The sequence below is a fragment of the Burkholderia sp. Bp9143 genome, assembly GCF_003853645.1.
In the GTDB taxonomy this organism is placed as follows: domain Bacteria; phylum Pseudomonadota; class Gammaproteobacteria; order Burkholderiales; family Burkholderiaceae; genus Burkholderia.
In genome coordinates, this window is sequence record NZ_QTPO01000005.1 from 47695 (window position 1) to 64591 (window position 16897).

Genomic DNA, 16897 nt, shown 5'->3' on the forward strand with positions numbered 1-16897 from the left:
TTGGTCTGATGTTATTGATGTTAAATACTGCGGCATGCAGGGAAATAAGCAGAAAGCATGCCAGACCGGCAAATCGGACTCGCGCCCGTTCCGCATCCGACGGAAACCCTCGTGGAATCCGTGAATTACGCGACATCCTTCACGAATCGGATTTCTGCGTGTGCCGTGCGCGTGATACGTCGCAGGGCTGTTGTTACGTTACGCGTCGCGTAACATGTGGCGTAACGCACGCGCTTCCCGGCACCGACACGTCATCGTTTTCCAACCGAGTCGCGGCTCCGCTCCAGTATCGGCTGCTCTTCTTCGATCGTGCGTTCGGCGGGTCGAACGATAGCGTGTCGCACCGGCGACCCACGGGCGGCGCGCACGTCAGCCCGATTCCGGCCTGTGCGATTCGCTCGCGCTCGATGATGCGAAACTCGGTCGGCGACAGCGCAAGGTGTTGCCTGAACAGCTTCGCCATGCGCTCGCCGTTACCGAGGCCCGTGCGACGCGCGATCTTGTCGGCGGGCAGGCTCGTGTGAATCAGCATGTGGCACGCGCGCTCGAGACGAATGCTCAATACGAATTCCGTCGGTGTCACCCCGACTTCCTTCTTGAAGCGCCTCAGAAGGTTGCGCTCGCTCATCGCGACAGCCTGCGCCACCTGCACGATCGAGATACGCCCGACACTGCGCGCACGCAGCTGCTGCATGGCCGCCCGAATCGGTTGAGTCGCGGCCAGTTCGCGCATGGACCACGCTGTCGACGGCACGACGCGTTCGCCGGAATCGCGCCGAAGGTGCCGTTCGATTTCATCGGCCGCCGTGGCGCCGATCTCATGTCTGAACAATTCCAGCAAAACGGCAAGCATGTCCGGCGCCCGGGTCGGCGCGTCGACGTGGCCGGAAGCGGAAACGAGGCTCAATATCGATGCCGCGGGCTGCCGCACACCGGCCCGTTTCGACACGGGCATCGCCGGCATCTTCACGTCGTCCCAGATCCATCGCGCTTGCGCATGCGCACTACGGAGCCGGGACAGCAGCGTCTCGGTCCACGCGATCAGCACATGGCCGCCGTGGAGATGGAAAAACGCATGCACGCACCGCACATCCGGATCGTCGAGCATGTCGGTCGTCACCTGCACACCGGACGAGGATGGCACCAATCCCCCGCCGGCGGACGCGAACTTCACCTGATATCCAGCGCCCACGGGCAGCAGGCGATTGGCGAGGTTGAACGCCTCGATCATGTACGCCGCCTGGGCCAGCGGGAAACCCGCACTCAAAAAGACGACAACTACCCGTTGTTCACCAGCATCCACAAGCCAAGCCCCCGTTTGTTCCTGCCTACTTCTCTCAAATGCGCTTTTTATTTAATCGATGCGCTTCTCTGTGCCCGAAAAAGCGTCCGCATCATATCTTTCAACCAGGATCCGCAGCTGAACTGTCCGACACTGACAGGGTTGTGGCGGATTGAAACAAGCTCGGCGGCTTTTTCATGCCGCATGCGTCGATAAATACGTTCTGCGGACGCCGAGAATAATCGATTTCGAAGGTCGCGGCGTACGCGTTCCATGCGCGATAAATACTCGCTCACCCCAACGGTCGGATTTAAAGATTATTGAATGTCTTTCATTGATGCCGCTTGCGCATGCCGAATTAATAGAAATCGTTCACCAATGGAAAGTCAGACCGTCGCAAACGTTACCGCACGCCGGATCAGCGGATATTCACGTAATCGGACAGCATTGCGCGCGCCGTGCTGTCGGCGTTCGGACACGATCACCGACTACCGCCCGGGCGTTTTAAAATCGCGCTTGTTCCCATTTTCATGCCGCGCTACGTGCCTGCCGATCATCGCCTCGACCTGAACCTGTTCCGCGTGCTCGATGCCGTCTACGTGCACGGCGGCATCGGCGCGGCCGCCCGCGCGCTGCACCTGACACAGCCGGCCGTCACGCATGCGCTCAACCGGCTGCGCGCGCATTTCGACGACCCGCTGTTCGTGCGCCAGGGCAATCGCGTCGTGCCGACCGAGCGCACGCGCGCGATCATCGCGGACGTGCAGCTTCACCTCGCCGGCCTGCAACGCGCCGCGCGCGACCCGTCGGCATTCGACCCGGCGACACTCGACCTGAGCATCGCGGTCGGCATTCGCGACGTGCTCGAATCGATCGCGCTGCCGCAGATCGTCGCCACGTTCGCCGGCGAAGCGCCGGGCCTGCGGTTCGTGAGCCGCCGCGTCGCGGTGCACGACATCGAACGCGAACTCGCGTCGGGCAATCTCGATCTGGCCGTCGATCGACGTGTGCAGACCGGGCCGCGCATCGCGACCGAGCACCTGCTCGACGATTCGCTCGTCGTCGCGATGCGGCACGACCATCCGTTGACGAGCGGTCCGCTGCGGCGCGGCGACTATTTCGCCGCGCGGCATATCGCGGTGTCGTCGCTCGGCGAACCGCAATCGCTCGACGTGCTGCTCGGCAACGACGGGCGCTTCCGTCACATCCAGCTCGTTTGCCAGCATTACTTCGCCGCCTGCCAGATCGCCGCGGCGGGCGACCTGCTGCTGACGCTGCCGCGCACGTATGCGCTGCGCATGGCGGCGATGCTGCCGATCGCCGTGCAGCCGCTGCCGCTGCGGCTCAAGCCGTTTCCGCTGCTCGCGTACTGGCACGAGTCGCGCGAGACCGACCGCGCGCACCAGTGGGTGCGCGAGCGCGTCGCGGCGCTCGTGCGCCGGAGTGCCGGCGTCGCCGGCTGATCCCGACCAGCCCCATCGACGCACGCGGCGCCCGCGATTTCCATCGAGACGGTATGCTGGCGGCTCGCACGCCGCGCCCCGTCGCGGCCCCCTCTTTCCCGCCTACCGGAGACTTGCCATGCCGCTCATCCACGCTGCCGCCACCCTCGCCGCCGACGCGCCCGACTACGTCGTCCAGCTGCAGGCCGGCACGCACGCGCTGACCGGCGACGAAGCACCGCGCGAAGGCGGACAGGGCCTCGGGCCGGCGCCGTTCGAGTTCGTGCTGGCCGGCCTCGCGCAATGCACGGCCGCGACGCTGCGCATGTATATGCAGCGCAAGACGTGGCCCGCCGTGCGCATCGACGTGCGCACCGAACTGCATGCCGATCGCGAAGGACAGCAATACGTGCGCCGCGTCGTGACGCTCGACGGCCCGCTCGACGACGCGCAGCGCCAGCGGCTCGCGGAAATCTGCGAAAAGACGCCGGTGACGCTGTTCATCAAGCGCGGCACGCGCATCGAAACGACACTGAACTGACGGGCGGCGTCCCGTGCCGCACACGATCGATACGTAACAAGCAAAACGGGCGGGCCGCGCACGATGCGCGGCCCGCCCGTTTGCGGATGTCGTCCGGCGCTTACAGCCCGAGCGCGGACAGGTCCAGCTTGCCGTCCTTCACCGGCGGGCACCAGAAATACGCGCCCGTCAGCGGCCGCGTGAAGCGGAACAGGCCGTCGACGATGCCATCGTCCGCGCCGCTCATCCGGCGCATCTGCACGTCGAACGCGCGGAACGAACAGCCGAACGCGACGAAGTAGAGCCCCGCGCGGCGCGCATCCGACCACGGCGACGAACGGCGCAGCATGAATGCCTCCGGCTCGAAGCTCTCCTGCGCGGTGCGCTTCACGTGCGCGAACTCGGGCGCGTCGTCGAGCTCCTCGTTGTCCGAGCGGCGGCGGCCGATGATGTGATCCATGTCGCCCGACGCAATGCGCTCCATCCGGTCGAAGTCGTGCAGCCATTGCTGAACCGCGACGAAGCTCGAACCGTCGAGCCCCGCACCCTGCCCCGTGACGATCGCCGCGGCCAGCGCGTCGTCGCCGGTCGGGTTCTCGGTGCCGTCCTCGTAACCCGACAGGTCGCGATCGGTCGCATAGCGGAACCCGTCGACCGCGTCCTGCAGCGCGAACGCCGGCGCAAGCGCCCGCTCGATCGCCCGCGCGCGCAGCACGAGTTCGCCGCGATCGTCGCCGCGCAGCCAGACCCAGACGTCGGCCGGCGTGATCGGCAGCGTGCGGTCGTTCACCGCGAACGCCGGGTATTCGGTGAGGCCCGGAACCGGGCGCCCGAGGTGCGCGGCCAGCGCCTGTCCGAAGCCGGCGACCGTGTCGCGCCCGTCGACGAGTTCGCGCAATGCCCTCAGCGCCGCTGCCACATTGGCGTGGTTCGAGATCGTGAAAGTGAGGTATCGGGCCGCCGTGTCGATCGGAGCCAGGATGCCTTGCTGAACGTCGCTCATCGTTTCCTCAGGAATGTATCGGGGTGAATCCGCGCGGCCGCAGCGGCCGGGGCGCAACGGCAAAGTGTAATCGATGCGGCCCGCCGACCCGTGCGGCACCGCACCGCGCAACGCGCGCGAAAAAGGGCCGAAACCCCAGATACTAACCGTATCGATGCTGCCACGCCGCATTCGTCAGACGTTGCGGCGAATCCGGCATGCCTGATAAAATCCCTTCACGTCTTTTCGGCGTCCTTTCAACCGTTCACTTCAGGGAGGTGCAGATGTTACGAATGCCAGCAACCTTCCCGAACGTGGTCCCACGACGCGGCTGATCCTGCCCGTCGTCCGCGCCGGCTCCCGAGTGGTCCGCTAACCCGCCAGCCCGCGCATTTTCCCGACAGCCCGTTTCGTTTCGCCCGCGTCGTCCGCGCGGCCCGGCTGTTGCGTTTTCGACGTTCTCCGAACCGGAAAGTCCCGTCGCGCGATGCGCCGGGCAACGATACATGACCAGAAAAACCACCCATCTGGGCGGCCAGGCATTCCAGGCCGTCTTCGGCTTCACATTCCGCTACTGGCGCAAGCAGCCGGCGCGCATCGCGACGATCGCGACCCTGGCGCTGCTCGGCGCGCTTGCCGACGTGCTCACGCCGCTGTTCGCCGGCCGCCTCGTCGATGCGCTGTCGACCGGCCTGACTGAGCGCGCCGCCGCGTGGCATTCGGCCGTCACCGCATTCGGCACGCTGGCCGCACTCGGCATCGGCGCGACGCTGCTGCGGCAAGGCGTCTACCTGAACATCATCACGCTCACGCTGAAGATGATGAGCGAGATCGCCGCCGCGTCGTTCCATCGCGTGCAGCGCTTCTCGACCGACTGGCACGCGAACAGCTTCGCGGGGTCGACCGTGCGCAAGATCACGCGCGGGATCTGGGCGCTCGACCTGCTGAACGACACGGTGCTGATCGCGCTGCTGCCGTCGGTCACGATGCTCGTCGGCGCGACCGTGCTGCTCGGCACGCACTGGCCGGTCATGGGGCTCGTCGTCGGCGCGGGTTCGCTGCTGTACATCTCGGTGACGGTCGCCGTGTCGCTCGGCATCGTCGCGCCGGCCGCGCGGCTCGGCAACATGTGGGACACGCGCATGGGCGGCGCACTCGCGGACGCGGTGAGCTGCAACGCGGTCGTCAAGGCTTTCGGCGCCGAAACGCGCGAGGAAGCGCGGCTCGCGCGCGTGATCGGCAAGTGGCGTCAGCGCACGCGCCGCACGTGGGTGCGCGGCACGTTCAACGGCGGGCTGCAGGGCGCGATGCTCGTCGCGATGCAGGCGGCGATGATCGGCGTCGCGCTGCGGCTGTGGGCGAACGACGAAGCGAGCGTCGGCGACATCGCGTTCTCGCTGACGATGTTCTTCATGCTGCAGGGCTACCTGCGCGACGTCGGCATGCACATCCGCAACCTGCAGCGCTCGGTCAACGACATGGAAGAGCTCGTCGCGCTCGAGCGCCAGCCGCTCGGCATCGACGATCGGCCCGGTGCGCCGGCGATCCGGATCGGGCAAGGCGAGATCCGCTTCGAGCACGTGACGTTCCGCTACGGCAACCATCCGGTGCCGCTGTACGACGACTTCTCGATGCGCATCGCGCCCGGCGAACGCGTCGGCCTCGTCGGTCATTCCGGGTCGGGCAAGACGACGTTCATCAAGCTGATCCAGCGCCTGTACGACGTGTCGGGCGGCCGCATCACGATCGACGGCCAGGATATCGCGCAGGTGCGGCAGGATTCGCTGCGCAGCCAGATCGCGATCGTCCAGCAGGAACCCGTGCTGTTCCACCGCACGCTCGCCGAGAACATCGCGTATGCGCGTCCCGACGCGAGCCGCGCGGAGATCGAGCGCGCCGCGCGTCTCGCCAGCGCGCACGACTTCATCGTCGCGCTGCCGGACGGCTATGACACGCTCGTTGGCGAGCGCGGGATCAAGCTGTCGGGCGGCGAACGCCAGCGCGTCGCGATCGCGCGTGCGTTCCTCGCGGATGCGCCGATCCTGATCCTCGACGAAGCGACGTCGAGCCTCGACAGTGAAAGCGAGGGTCTGATCCAGCAGGCCATGGAGCGGCTGATGGTCGGCCGCACGACGCTCGTCGTCGCACACCGGCTGTCGACGGTACGCTCGCTCGACCGCCTGCTCGTGCTCGATCGCGGCAAGGTGATCGAGGAAGGCGACCACGACGCGCTGATCCGCATCAACGGCGGGGTGTATCGCCGGTTGTTCGAGCGGCAGGCGCTGGAACTGGCGAAGGGCTTGATCGATACGCCGCGGCGCATGGTGAACGGTGATGCCGGCCCGCTGGGGGAACCGGCGGAGGCCTGATCCAGGCAGGTCGTGATATGGCCCGACTGTATGGTTGCTGCCGCCGGGTCATGTCGGTATTCAGATGTGGAACGAGGCCGTGCCGATGCACGGCATTTTGTTTCCGCAGGCATCCGCGAGCGCCGCATTCCGCTGCACAACCACGTTCGTGATGGGGGTTCCCCGGATCACTTATCATACCGGCCAGGCAATTTGCGACGAAAGGCAGATCATGTTTACAGGCATTGTTCAGGGTGTTGGCGTCATCAAGGCCATCAAGGATCACGGCGAGCTGAGAACGTTCAGCATCGAATTTCCCGAGCGGTTCACCACCGACATCGAGATCGGCGCGAGCGTCTCGGTCGACGGCGTCTGCCTGACGGTGACGACCATCCACTCCCCGCTGCTGATCGACTTCGACGTGATGTTGCCGAGCCTGCGAATCACCACGCTGGCCGACCTGACGACCGGCGCCCGGGTCAACGTGGAGCGGGCCGCGAAGGACGGCGCGGAAATCGGCGGACATCCGCTGTCCGGTCACGTCGACTTCATGGGGACCATCCTGCACATCGCGTCGTCCGAACACAACCGGATGATCCGCATCGGCGTGCCGGCCGATTTCAAACATTATGTGTTCGCGAAGGGCTATATCGCGATCAACGGCTGCAGCCTCACCGTGTCGGACGTCAATCGCGACGAAGGCTGGTTCGAAGTCTGGCTGATTCCCGAAACGCGACGCGCGACCACCTTCGATGCGAAGGGTGTCAACGACAAGGTCAATATCGAGATCGAGCGCAGCACGCAGGTCGTCGTGGACACGATCCGCGAATCGGTCAAGGAGACGCTCGGGGAATTGACCGGCGTCGTCACCACGTTGCTCGCGGAGAAGGGTATCGACATCGAGGAACTGCTCGCCCGGAACGTCGCGCGGCTGCCGAAGGCGTAACGGCAACGGACGCCGCTTTTCCCGGTGATTCTCGGGATCACCGGGCGTCGGCTTCCGTCGCGATGCGCCCGGTCGGCCGCCCTGCACGCCGACTTCACTCCACTTCCACCCGCGCCCCCTTCCCCACCGCCACCCGCTGCGATCGGTAAATCCCCGCGTGCCCGGAAAACAGATAGGCGACCACGCAAGCGACGATCGCATACACGCCGACATCCGCGCCGAACAATTCGATCGCCATGATCGTCGACGCGATCGGCGTGTTGGCCGCGCCCGCGAACACCGCGACGAAGCCGAGCCCCGCGAGCACGGGCACCGGCAGCGCGAGCACCTGCCCGAGCGCGTTGCCGAGCGTCGCGCCGATGTAGAACAGCGGCGTCACTTCGCCGCCCTTGAATCCCGACGCGAGCGTGACGACGGTAAACGCGAACTTGCCCGCGAAATCGTAAGCCGGCAGCGGCCCGTGAAACGCGGCCTCGATCGTCGGAATCCCGAGGCCGAGATACTGCGGCACGTTCAGCACGGTGGCGGCCACGGCCACCAGCGCGCCGCCGAGCACCGGCTGCAGCGGCGCATAACGGACGACGCGGCGGAACCATGCGGTCAGCGCATGCGTCGCGAACGCGAACAGCCGGCCGACGACGCCGAACGCGACACCCGCGACGACCGTCGCGGCCAGCCCCGTCGCCGACACGGCCGGCACGAACGGAATCGCATAAGCGGTGTGATGCACACCCCACGCGCGGCACACGACATCCGCGACGATCGCCGACGCGACGCAGGTCAGCAGCGCGTCGTACCGAACGCGGCCGATCGCGAGCACCTCGAGCCCGAACACGGCGCCCGCGAGCGGCGTACCGAACACCGACGAGAACCCGGCCGCGATGCCGCCCATCAGCAGCACGCGCCGATGCTCGCGATCGAGCCGGAACAGGTGCGTGACGCGATCGGCGAGCGCGCCGCCCATCTGCACGGCCGTGCCCTCGCGGCCGGCCGACCCGCCGAACAGGTGCGTGACGACGGTCGCGACGAGCACGAGCGGCGCCATCCGCTTCGGCACGAGCGCCTTCGGGTCGTGAATCTCGTCGATCAGCAGGTTGTTGCCGCGCGCGACCGACTGGCCGAACCGGTGGTAGATCCAGCCGGTCGCGAAACCGGCGGCCGGCAGCCCCCACAGCAGCCAGGGATGCGCGACGCGCGTGCCGGTCGCCCAGTCGAGCGCGATCAGGAACAACGCGGAAGCCGTGCCGGCCAGCGCGCCGAGCAAGGCAGAGAGTGCGAGCCAGCGGCAGACGTAGCGCACGGTCGCGAAAAAATCGGCAGAAGTCGAGAAAAACATGATTTCCAGATTCGACAGGACATCAAAACCTGGGCGGCAGAATACCGCATGGACGGCCTGCGACCTCCTGACAACCCAGGAACACGCAGGCATCATCAGCCGGGCAAACCGGCGGTTGAGGGCCGAACCGCGCGCGACGCGCCGGGATCGACCGCAGGGAGGCATGCCATCTCCGCAGGCGGCAATTGTACGCGACGCCGCGCGTCGCACGCAATGCGGCCCCGCCGGGGCCGCCGCGCACCGTCAGTCGGGCGGCATGCGCGTCACGCGCGAGATCAGTTGCGGCGCGATTCGCTCGAGCGGCAGGATCGCCGACGCCGCGCCAATCGCCGCAGCCGCCTTCGGCATCCCGTAAACAGCGCTCGTCGCCTCGTCCTGCGCGATCGTGTAGCACCCCTTCGCGCGCATCGCCTTCAGCCCGAGCGCGCCGTCGCGCCCCATCCCGGTCAGCAGCACGCCGAGCGCGTCGCCCTGCCAGCCGTCGGCGACGCTGTTGAAGAACACGTCGATCGACGGCCGGTACGGCGTCTCGGCCGGATGCCGCGTATAGCCGAGCACGCCGCGCGGCGACAGATACAGGTGATCGTTGGTCGCCGCGAGCAGCACCTCGCCCGCCTGCGGCACGCTGCCCTGCCGCGCGACGCGCACGGGTAGCCGCGTATAGCCGTCGAGCCACTCCGCCATGCCGACCGCGAACGCCTGGTCGACGTGCTGCACGATCACGAGCGCAGCCGGAAGATCGGCCGGCAGCGCGCGCAGCAGCGCGGTGAGCGCGGTCGGCCCGCCCGCCGACGCGCCGATCGCGATCAGCGTCGGCTGGCCGCGCGCGGGCGCCGGCCCGGGCGGCACGAGCGTCGCGGTCCGGCTTTCGAGCAGCCGGCCGATCTGGTCGATCTTCGCGAGCAGCGGCTGCGGCGCCGCATCCGACGGCAGGCCGAGCGCGAGCGTCGGCGTGTCGACCGCGTCGAGCGCGCCGGCACCCATCGCCTCGTAGACGGACGACGTGTTCGCGCTGACGCTCGCGGTCACGATCAGGATCGCGCACGGCGCGCGCGCCATGATCTGCCGTGTCGCGGCCACGCCGTCGAGCTTCGGCATCACGAGATCCATCAGCACCAGGTCGGGCGGATGCGCGACGCAGAAATCCACGGCCTCGTCGCCATCGGTCGCCACCCACAGCACGCGGTGGTCCGTGCGCAGCGCGATCACGCGGCGCAGCGCCTCGACGGCAAGCGGCAGATCGTTGACGATGCCGATGTTCATCCGCGCGCGTCCCCGATCAGGTCGTGCACCGCATCGAGCAGCGCCTCGTCGTGGAAACTGCTCTTCGCGAGATAGTAGTCGGCGCCGGCATCGAGCCCGCGCCGGCGATCCTCGTCGCGATCCTTGTACGACACGATCATCACCGGCACGCGCTTGAGCATCGGGTCGCCCTTGATCAGCGTGACGAGTTCGATCCCGTCCATGCGCGGCATGTCGACATCGGTGACGACCAGGTCGAACGCGTCGCTGCGCACCGCGTTCCAGCCGTCCATCCCGTCGACCGCGACGGTCACGTCGTAGCCGCGCTTTTCCAGCAGCTTGCGTTCGAGTTCGCGCACCGTCAGCGAATCGTCGACGACGAGCACGCGGCGGCGCCGGTCGGCGCGCGCGAGCTGCGGATCGCGCCTGAGCTTCGCGAGCTGGCCGCCGCGCACGAGCTTGTCGACGGAGCGGATCAGGTCCTCGACATCGACGATCAGCACCGGGTCGCCGTTCTCGAGCAATGCCCCGGCCGCGATGTTCTGGATCTTGTTCAGGCGGCTGTCGAGCGGCTGCACGACGAGCATCCGTTCGCCGAGGAAGCGGTCGACGGCGACACCGTAGAGCTCGGGTTCGCCGCCGACGACCACGACCGCCGTGCTCGTGCGCGCGACGCCGGGCTCGCCTGCATCGAGCAGCTGGTGCGCGGCGACGAGGCCCGCGCGCCGGCCGTCGAACGGAAAATGCGGCTGGCCTTCGAGCACGTCGATGTCGTCGTGCGACAGTTCGAGCGTGCGGCGCACGTGCGCGAGCGGGAACGCGTACGGCTCGCCGCCGACCTCGACCAGCAGGCTGCGGATCACCGACAGCGTGAGCGGCAGCTGCAGCACGAAGCGCATGCCCGCGCCGGGCTCGTTGAAGATGCGCACCGCGCCGCGCACGCCGCGCACCATCTCCTGCACCGCGTCGAGGCCGACGCCGCGCCCCGACACGTCGGTCACCGCATCGCGCATCGAGAAGCCCGGCAGCAGCAGGAATTCGAGCAGCTCGGGATCGGACAGCCGCGCGGCCGTCTCGTCGTCGGTCAGGCGCTGGCGCACGACGGCCGCGCGCAACGCGTCCATGTCCACGCCCGGCCCGTCGTCGATCACGCTGACGAGCAGCGAGCCGGCGCTGTGGCGCGCCTCTAGCGTCACGCTCGCCTCGGCCGGCTTGCCGCGCGCGAGGCGCGCGTCGGGCGATTCGACGCCGTGATCGATCGCGTTGCGCAGCAGGTGGCCGAGCGGCGCGTCGAGCAGGTCGAGGATGTCGCGGTCGACCTGCGTGCCTTCGCCGACGATCGAGAAGCGCACCTGCTTGCCGAGCGAGCGCGCAAGATCGCGGACGATCCGCGGATACGCGCGCGTCGCGTCGCCGAACGGCCGCATCCGGCACTGCAGCGCCTCGTCATACAGCTGCTCGGCGATGTGCGTGCTGCGCCGCTCGAAGCGGTCGAATTCGTCCATGCGCTCGGCGAGCGAGCGCTGCAGGTCGTTGAGCATGTGCCGCACTTCGCTCATCGACGCGAGCACACCCGCATCGAGATCGTCGGCAAACTGTTCGTACAACAGATCGAGCGAACGGGCCGCATCGCGCTGCGCGCGCTTCACGCGCAGCATCGACTCCGCGAACGGCTTGAGCCAGCGCGATTCGACGAGTGACTCGCCGGACAGGCTCAGCAGCCGGTTCAGCGTATCGGCCCGCACGCGGCGCATCGCACCCGCACCGGCCGCGCGGCCGGCGTGGGCCGGATCGGGCACGGGCGCCGACACGGCGAGCGGCGGCACCGCGGCGCCGGCCCCCACGGGTTCGTTCGCCGCGCCGTCGTGCTCGCGAAACGGCACGACGGACGACGGTGCCGGTGGCGGCGCGAAGGCCGATGTCGGCATCGCGTGCGCGCCGTCGGCGCCCGTCAGCGCCAGCGCGAACGCCTCGATCTCCGCCGACGACACCGGCTGCGCCTGCGGATCGGCGACGCGCACCAGCAGATCGACACCGGCGAGCAGCACATCGACATGCGTGGCCGTCAGCGCGATCGCGCCGGTCTGCGCGGCAACGAAGCATTCTTCCATGCGCCCCGCGATGTCGACGCCGAGCGGCACGCCGACGATGCGTGCGGCGCCCTTCAGCGAATGCGCGGCACGCATGCACGCCTCGAGCGCGACGGAGTCGGGCTCGCCCGATTCGAGCGCGAGCAGGCGTTCGGACAGCGCCTGGGTCTGCGTGCGCGTCTCCTCGCGATACAGCTCGAGCAGCGACAGGTGACTCAGATCGTCATCGCCGCTCATCGCATGCTCCGTGTCACGGCATCGAACAGCCGATCGTCGTCGAGCAGGCCCACCGACTTGCCGCGCCACGACAGCACGCCGCGCGACAGGCCGGCGCTCGCGCGCCCGACCGTCGCCGGCACGGGCACCCATTCGGATGCGCCGAAGCGCAGCACACCCTCGACTTCATCGACCGGAAACACCACCGGCTCGCCCTGGTGCGCGGCGACCAGCAGCCGCGTGAAACGGCCGTCCGCGCCACCCTCGGCGCCCTTGCCCGCGTCGAGGCCGAGCAGCGCGCCGATCGAGATCGCGATGCGCAACGTGCCGCGAATGTTGACCACGCCGCGCACGGCCGAATGGCGGCGATGCGGCAGCGAATGGATCGGGCGCGTGCCGGCGATCTCGCGCAGCACGCCGATCGGCAGCGCGAGCCATTCGTCGGCGACGCGAAACGCCAGCGCCGCCTGGTGCGTATCGTCGTCGCCGTGCGCGCGGGTCGCGTCGAACGCGCTGATCCGCTGCGTGGCATCGGCCATCTCGGCGATGCCGAGCGGGCGTTCGAGCAGTTTCGCCGCGTGATACGCGTAGACCGGGCAGTTCAGGCAGCGCAGGCAGTCGGCCAGCCGCTCGCACGAGCGGTCGCCGTGCGTGCCGATCCGGTTCCAGCAATCGTCGACGCCGATCGTCGTATCGTCAGTGGCAACGGTGTCGCGGTTCATTCTTTCCTCGGTCATCCCGATGTCGGCTCCCAACCCGTGTTCTCATTAACCGGCCGAGCGCCGCGCACGCTCGAGCAGCCATTGCGCACCGGCACCATCGCCGCCGACGTCGAGCAAGGTCGCGAGATGCGTCAACGCTTCGTGGTGCGTCGGCCGCAGATACAGCGCCTTCCGGTAGAAATCGCCGGCTTCCGCGACTCGCCCGCGCGCATCCGCGATCAGCCCGTTCAGGTAGAACGCGTCGGCGTGCGGCCCGGCGTGCGCGGAGAACTGCGCGAGCACGCGCTCGGCCTCGTCGAATGCGCCCGCGTTGGCCAGCGCCTGCGCTTCCTCGAGCGTCGGCGCGGCGCTGTCGGCGACCGGCGTCGCCGGCGCGGCCGTGTCGGCCACGTGGGCCGCATGGGTCAGCGAGTCAACGCGCAAGTCGGCCCGCGGCTCGAACGCCATCGGGCGCTCGGCCGGTGCAAACGCGGCACGCGACGGCGCGGCATCGATCCACGTCGACGGTACGACAGCCAGCAGCGGGCGCGTCGCAGCCGGCGGCGCCACGGCGAAGCGCTCGGTGCGCCGGTACGGCGCAACCGCCGGCACCGGTGCCGCATGGCGGGTCGCGTCCCCGTCCGCCGCGACGCCGCCGCGCACGCGATGAAACGCGAACGCCAGCGGCACGCGTGCCGAGCGCATCCCGTGCCGCATCGCGACGCCCGTTTCGGCCGGCCCGACGAACAACATCCCGTCGTCGGCGAGCGCGCTTTCGAGCGAACCGATCACGCGGTCCTGCGCGTCGCGGTCGAAATAGATCAGCACGTTGCGGCAGAACACGAAATCGTAGCGGATGCCCGTATCGATGCCCGGTTCGACCAGGTTCGCCTGGCGAAACTGCACGCACGCGCGCACGCGCTCGTCGAGCAGCCAGCCGTCGGCGGCCGGCGTGAAATAGCGGCCGCGGAACTCGGTCGCCGTGCCGCGAAACGCATTGCGCCCGTAGCAGCCGAGCCGCGCCTGTTCGATCGCGCGCGCGCTCAGGTCGATCGCGTCGATCGTGAAGCTGGCCGGTTCGAGCCCGGCGTCGAGCAGCGCCATCGCCGCCGAATACGGCTCCTCGCCGGTCGAGCACGGCGCGCTCAGCACGCGGATCACGCGCCCGGGCATCGCGGCAAGCCGCTCGGCCGCGAGCCGCGCGAGCGTCGCGAACGCCTCGCGATCGCGGAAGAACCACGTCTCCGGCACGACGAACAGTTCGATCAGCGCGCGCCGTTCGTCGGCCGACGCGTTGAGCTGCTGCCAGTAGGCATCGAGCGCTTCCGGCGTGACGGGCGGCCGCGCCGCCGACGGCAGCCGCTCGCCGTCGCCCTGCAGCGCCTGCACGCGCTCCGTCAGCGCGCGGCTCAGGAAATCGTTGCCGAGCGAATCGGGGTCGATGCCGGTCTCGCGCAGCAGCCAGCCGCGAAATCGCGAATCGGACTCTTTCATGCGGACTCCCCTCCGTGGCCCGGCAGGCCGTCGAACAGATACAGGCGCGCAACGTCGTCGATCAGGTCCGACACCGAGACCTGCTGCACGATCCCGTCGGGCGTGTTCGCGACGCGCCCGAGCCAGCGCGTGCGCGCGGTCGATACGCCGCTGGCGCGAAACGCCGTGCGGTCGATCCGCAGCGTCTGCGTCGCGCGCTCGACGATCAGGCCGATCACGCGCTCGCGGTCGCGCTGCCCGACGCGATAGCGAACCATCACCAGCCGCGTCGAACGCAGCGCATGCGCGCGCCGTTCGAGCGCGAGCATCGGCACGTCGATCACGGGCACCGGCTGGCCGCCGCGCATCAGCAGCCCGGCAATCCATGCGGGCGCGCCGGGCACGGCCTTGGTGGTCGCGAGCGGCAACACCTCGTCGATGTCGGCCGCGTCGAGCGCATAGCGCTCGCCGTCGAGCTCGAACATCAGGAACAGCGCATGCGCGCCGCCTTGCGACTCGGCGCGCGTCACGCGTCGACCTTGAAGCGCGACACGCTGGTGCGCAACTGGTTCGCGACGAGCGTCAGGTCGTCGATCGCCTGCGACGACTGGCGCAGCGATTCGGCCGTCTGCTGCGCGGCTTCCGACAGTTGCGACAGCGCCTGCGTGATCTGCTCGGCACCGTTCGCCTGCGTCTGCATCCCTTCGTTGACCATCTGGAAGCGCGGCGCGAGCGTCTGCACCTCGGCGATGATCTGCGACAGCTGCCCACCGACCTGCTGCACGTCGAGCATCCCGCGACGCACTTCCTCGGAGAACTTGTCCATCCCCATCACGCCTGCCGACACGGCCGACTGGATCTCCTTCACCGTCTGCTCGATGTCGTAGGTCGCCACGGCGGTCTGGTCGGCGAGGCGGCGGATCTCGGTCGCGACGACCGCGAAGCCGCGGCCGTACTCGCCGGCCTTCTCGGCCTCGATCGCCGCGTTCAGCGACAGCAGGTTCGTCTGGTCGGCCACCTTGGTGATCGTCGCGACGACCTGGTTGATGTTCAGCGCCTTCTCGTTGAGGATCGCGAGCTTCGCATTCACCGAACCCGCCGCATCCATCACGCTGCGCATGGTCTCGCCCATCCGCGTGAGGCCGCTCTGGCTCACGCCCGCGAGCGTCGCCGACTGCTCGGCCACGCCGGCCACCTCGTTCATCGTGCGCAGCAGGTCGCGCGACGTCGCGAAGATCTCGCGCGACGTTGCACCGATCTCGGTTGTCGTCGCCGCGGTTTCGTTCGCGGTCGCCTGCTGCTCGCGCGACGTCGCCGCGATTTCGGCGACCGACGTCGTCACCTGCAGCGACGACTGCTGCGCGCGCGCGACCAGTTCGGTCAGCTCGTCGGCCATCCGGTTGAAGCCCGTCTCGAGCGTGCCGAATTCATCGCGGCGGCGCAGGTCGAGGCGACGGGTCAGGTTGCCGGTGCGCATCACGTCGTGCACCTCGACGAGCCGCGCCATCGGCACGGTAACCGCGCGGAACAGCCCGTAGCCGAGCGCGAGCGCGGACAGCAGCACGATGCCCAGCGCGGTAGCGAGCACGATCTCGGTGTCCTGCACCGACTCGCGGATCAGCTTCGCGGACTGGTCGGCGAACTTGCGGTTCTCCTGCACCAGCGAATTCGCGTTGCGCACGACCTCGGCCCATGCCGGCTGCACCTTCGCGTACGCGGCGACGGACTCTTCGTGCGATACCCGATGCTTTTGCACGGCGTCGTTCAGGAGCGGCAGGTAGCGATCGAACGACGCGCGGAACGTCGCAAAGCGCTGACGATCGTCGTCGCGGAACGTCGTGTTCTGGTAGTCGACCGACAACGACTCGACGTCCTTCACCGCATCGCCGATCTTCGCGAGATCGCGCTGGACGGCCTCGGGATCGGTATCGACGAACGTCGCCTGCTGCAGCATCGTGAACGATTCGTTGACCGCCCCGCGCAGCGACGCCGCGAGATAGACGCCCGGCAGCGAGTCGCGTTCGATGCTGACGGCTTCGCTGTTGATCGCGCGCAGGCGCTCGTAGGACACGCCGGCCGTCACCAGCATCAGCACGAACAGCACGCCGAAGCTGAGCAGGATACGGTTGCCGAGCGTCAGCCGGGCGGCGCCGATCGTCGGGTGCAGGCTTTCATTGGTCGCGCGGGGCGTCACGGTGGCCATGTTCGTTATGGGTTTTCTATAATCAGCGTTGAAAAAAACCGCGCCCGCCTGCGCGCCGGACGGCGCGCCACGAGCGAATCGGGGTCCGCGGGCAGCGCGGCACCGGCGGGCCGCGC

13 protein-coding genes and 1 riboswitch are annotated in these 16897 nt (G+C 68.5%); of the genes, 4 read left to right on the forward strand and 9 right to left on the reverse strand.

Going from position 1 to position 16897, the window contains the following annotated elements:
* Positions 1 to 193: 193 nt before the first annotated feature.
* On the reverse strand, positions 194 to 1303 hold the full coding sequence (locus tag DIE23_RS04960) for a helix-turn-helix domain-containing protein (RefSeq protein WP_260435973.1): 1110 nt from the start codon (positions 1301 to 1303) through the stop codon (positions 194 to 196).
* Between the two features lie 521 nt (positions 1304 to 1824).
* Here DIE23_RS04960 and DIE23_RS04965 point away from each other — a divergent pair.
* Together DIE23_RS04965 and DIE23_RS04970 are read left to right on the forward strand one after the other, a co-directional pair.
* The gene (locus DIE23_RS04965; RefSeq protein ID WP_124611219.1) at positions 1825 to 2745 is read left to right on the forward strand and encodes a LysR family transcriptional regulator; all 921 of its coding nucleotides are present in this window, start codon (positions 1825 to 1827) and stop codon (positions 2743 to 2745) included.
* A 118-nt stretch (positions 2746 to 2863) separates the two neighbouring features.
* The gene (locus DIE23_RS04970) at positions 2864 to 3265 is read left to right on the forward strand and encodes an OsmC family protein (RefSeq protein ID WP_059466564.1); all 402 of its coding nucleotides are present in this window, start codon (positions 2864 to 2866) and stop codon (positions 3263 to 3265) included.
* 100 nt (positions 3266 to 3365) lie between these two features.
* Here DIE23_RS04970 and DIE23_RS04975 read toward each other — a convergent pair whose 3' ends face one another.
* Entirely contained in the window at positions 3366 to 4247 is an 882-nt protein-coding gene (locus tag DIE23_RS04975) for a Dyp-type peroxidase (RefSeq protein WP_124611088.1), read from the reverse strand.
* A 485-nt stretch (positions 4248 to 4732) separates the two neighbouring features.
* Between DIE23_RS04975 and DIE23_RS04985 the strand changes: the two genes are divergently transcribed.
* Positions 4733 to 6595, forward strand: a complete 1863-nt coding sequence (locus DIE23_RS04985; protein ID WP_124611089.1) for an ABC transporter ATP-binding protein — start codon at positions 4733 to 4735, stop codon at positions 6593 to 6595.
* 211 nt (positions 6596 to 6806) lie between these two features.
* Positions 6807 to 7520 (forward strand): riboflavin synthase subunit alpha, encoded by a 714-nt coding sequence (locus tag DIE23_RS04990; RefSeq protein WP_124611090.1) that lies wholly within the window; start codon positions 6807 to 6809, stop codon positions 7518 to 7520.
* A gap of 94 nt (positions 7521 to 7614) precedes the next feature.
* Here DIE23_RS04990 and DIE23_RS04995 read toward each other — a convergent pair whose 3' ends face one another.
* From DIE23_RS04995 to DIE23_RS05025, 7 genes are all read right to left on the reverse strand, one after another.
* Positions 7615 to 8856, reverse strand: coding sequence for a voltage-gated chloride channel family protein (locus DIE23_RS04995; RefSeq protein ID WP_124611091.1), 1242 nt, complete (start codon positions 8854 to 8856; stop codon positions 7615 to 7617).
* A gap of 79 nt (positions 8857 to 8935) precedes the next feature.
* Positions 8936 to 9039, reverse strand: a riboswitch (Fluoride riboswitch).
* Positions 9040 to 9099: 60 nt separating this feature from the next.
* Positions 9100 to 10119 (reverse strand): chemotaxis response regulator protein-glutamate methylesterase, encoded by a 1020-nt coding sequence (locus DIE23_RS05000; RefSeq protein WP_124611092.1) that lies wholly within the window; start codon positions 10117 to 10119, stop codon positions 9100 to 9102.
* On the reverse strand, positions 10116 to 12425 hold the full coding sequence (locus DIE23_RS05005; RefSeq protein WP_124611093.1) for a hybrid sensor histidine kinase/response regulator: 2310 nt from the start codon (positions 12423 to 12425) through the stop codon (positions 10116 to 10118). Before DIE23_RS05005 ends, DIE23_RS05000 begins: the two co-directional genes overlap by 4 nt.
* Entirely contained in the window at positions 12422 to 13126 is a 705-nt protein-coding gene (locus DIE23_RS05010; RefSeq protein WP_124611094.1) for a chemotaxis protein CheW, read from the reverse strand. The genes DIE23_RS05005 and DIE23_RS05010 overlap by 4 nt, the downstream gene beginning before the upstream one ends.
* 45 nt (positions 13127 to 13171) lie before the next feature.
* Positions 13172 to 14599 carry a protein-glutamate O-methyltransferase CheR gene (locus DIE23_RS05015; RefSeq protein WP_124611095.1) on the reverse strand — a complete coding sequence of 476 codons (1428 nt, stop codon included), beginning with the start codon at positions 14597 to 14599 and terminating at the stop codon, positions 13172 to 13174.
* Positions 14596 to 15108 carry a chemotaxis protein CheW gene (locus DIE23_RS05020; RefSeq protein WP_124611096.1) on the reverse strand — a complete coding sequence of 171 codons (513 nt, stop codon included), beginning with the start codon at positions 15106 to 15108 and terminating at the stop codon, positions 14596 to 14598. Before DIE23_RS05020 ends, DIE23_RS05015 begins: the two co-directional genes overlap by 4 nt.
* Positions 15105 to 16781, reverse strand: a complete 1677-nt coding sequence (locus DIE23_RS05025) for a methyl-accepting chemotaxis protein (RefSeq protein WP_124611097.1) — start codon at positions 16779 to 16781, stop codon at positions 15105 to 15107. Before DIE23_RS05025 ends, DIE23_RS05020 begins: the two co-directional genes overlap by 4 nt.
* Between the last annotated feature and the right edge of the window lie 116 nt (positions 16782 to 16897).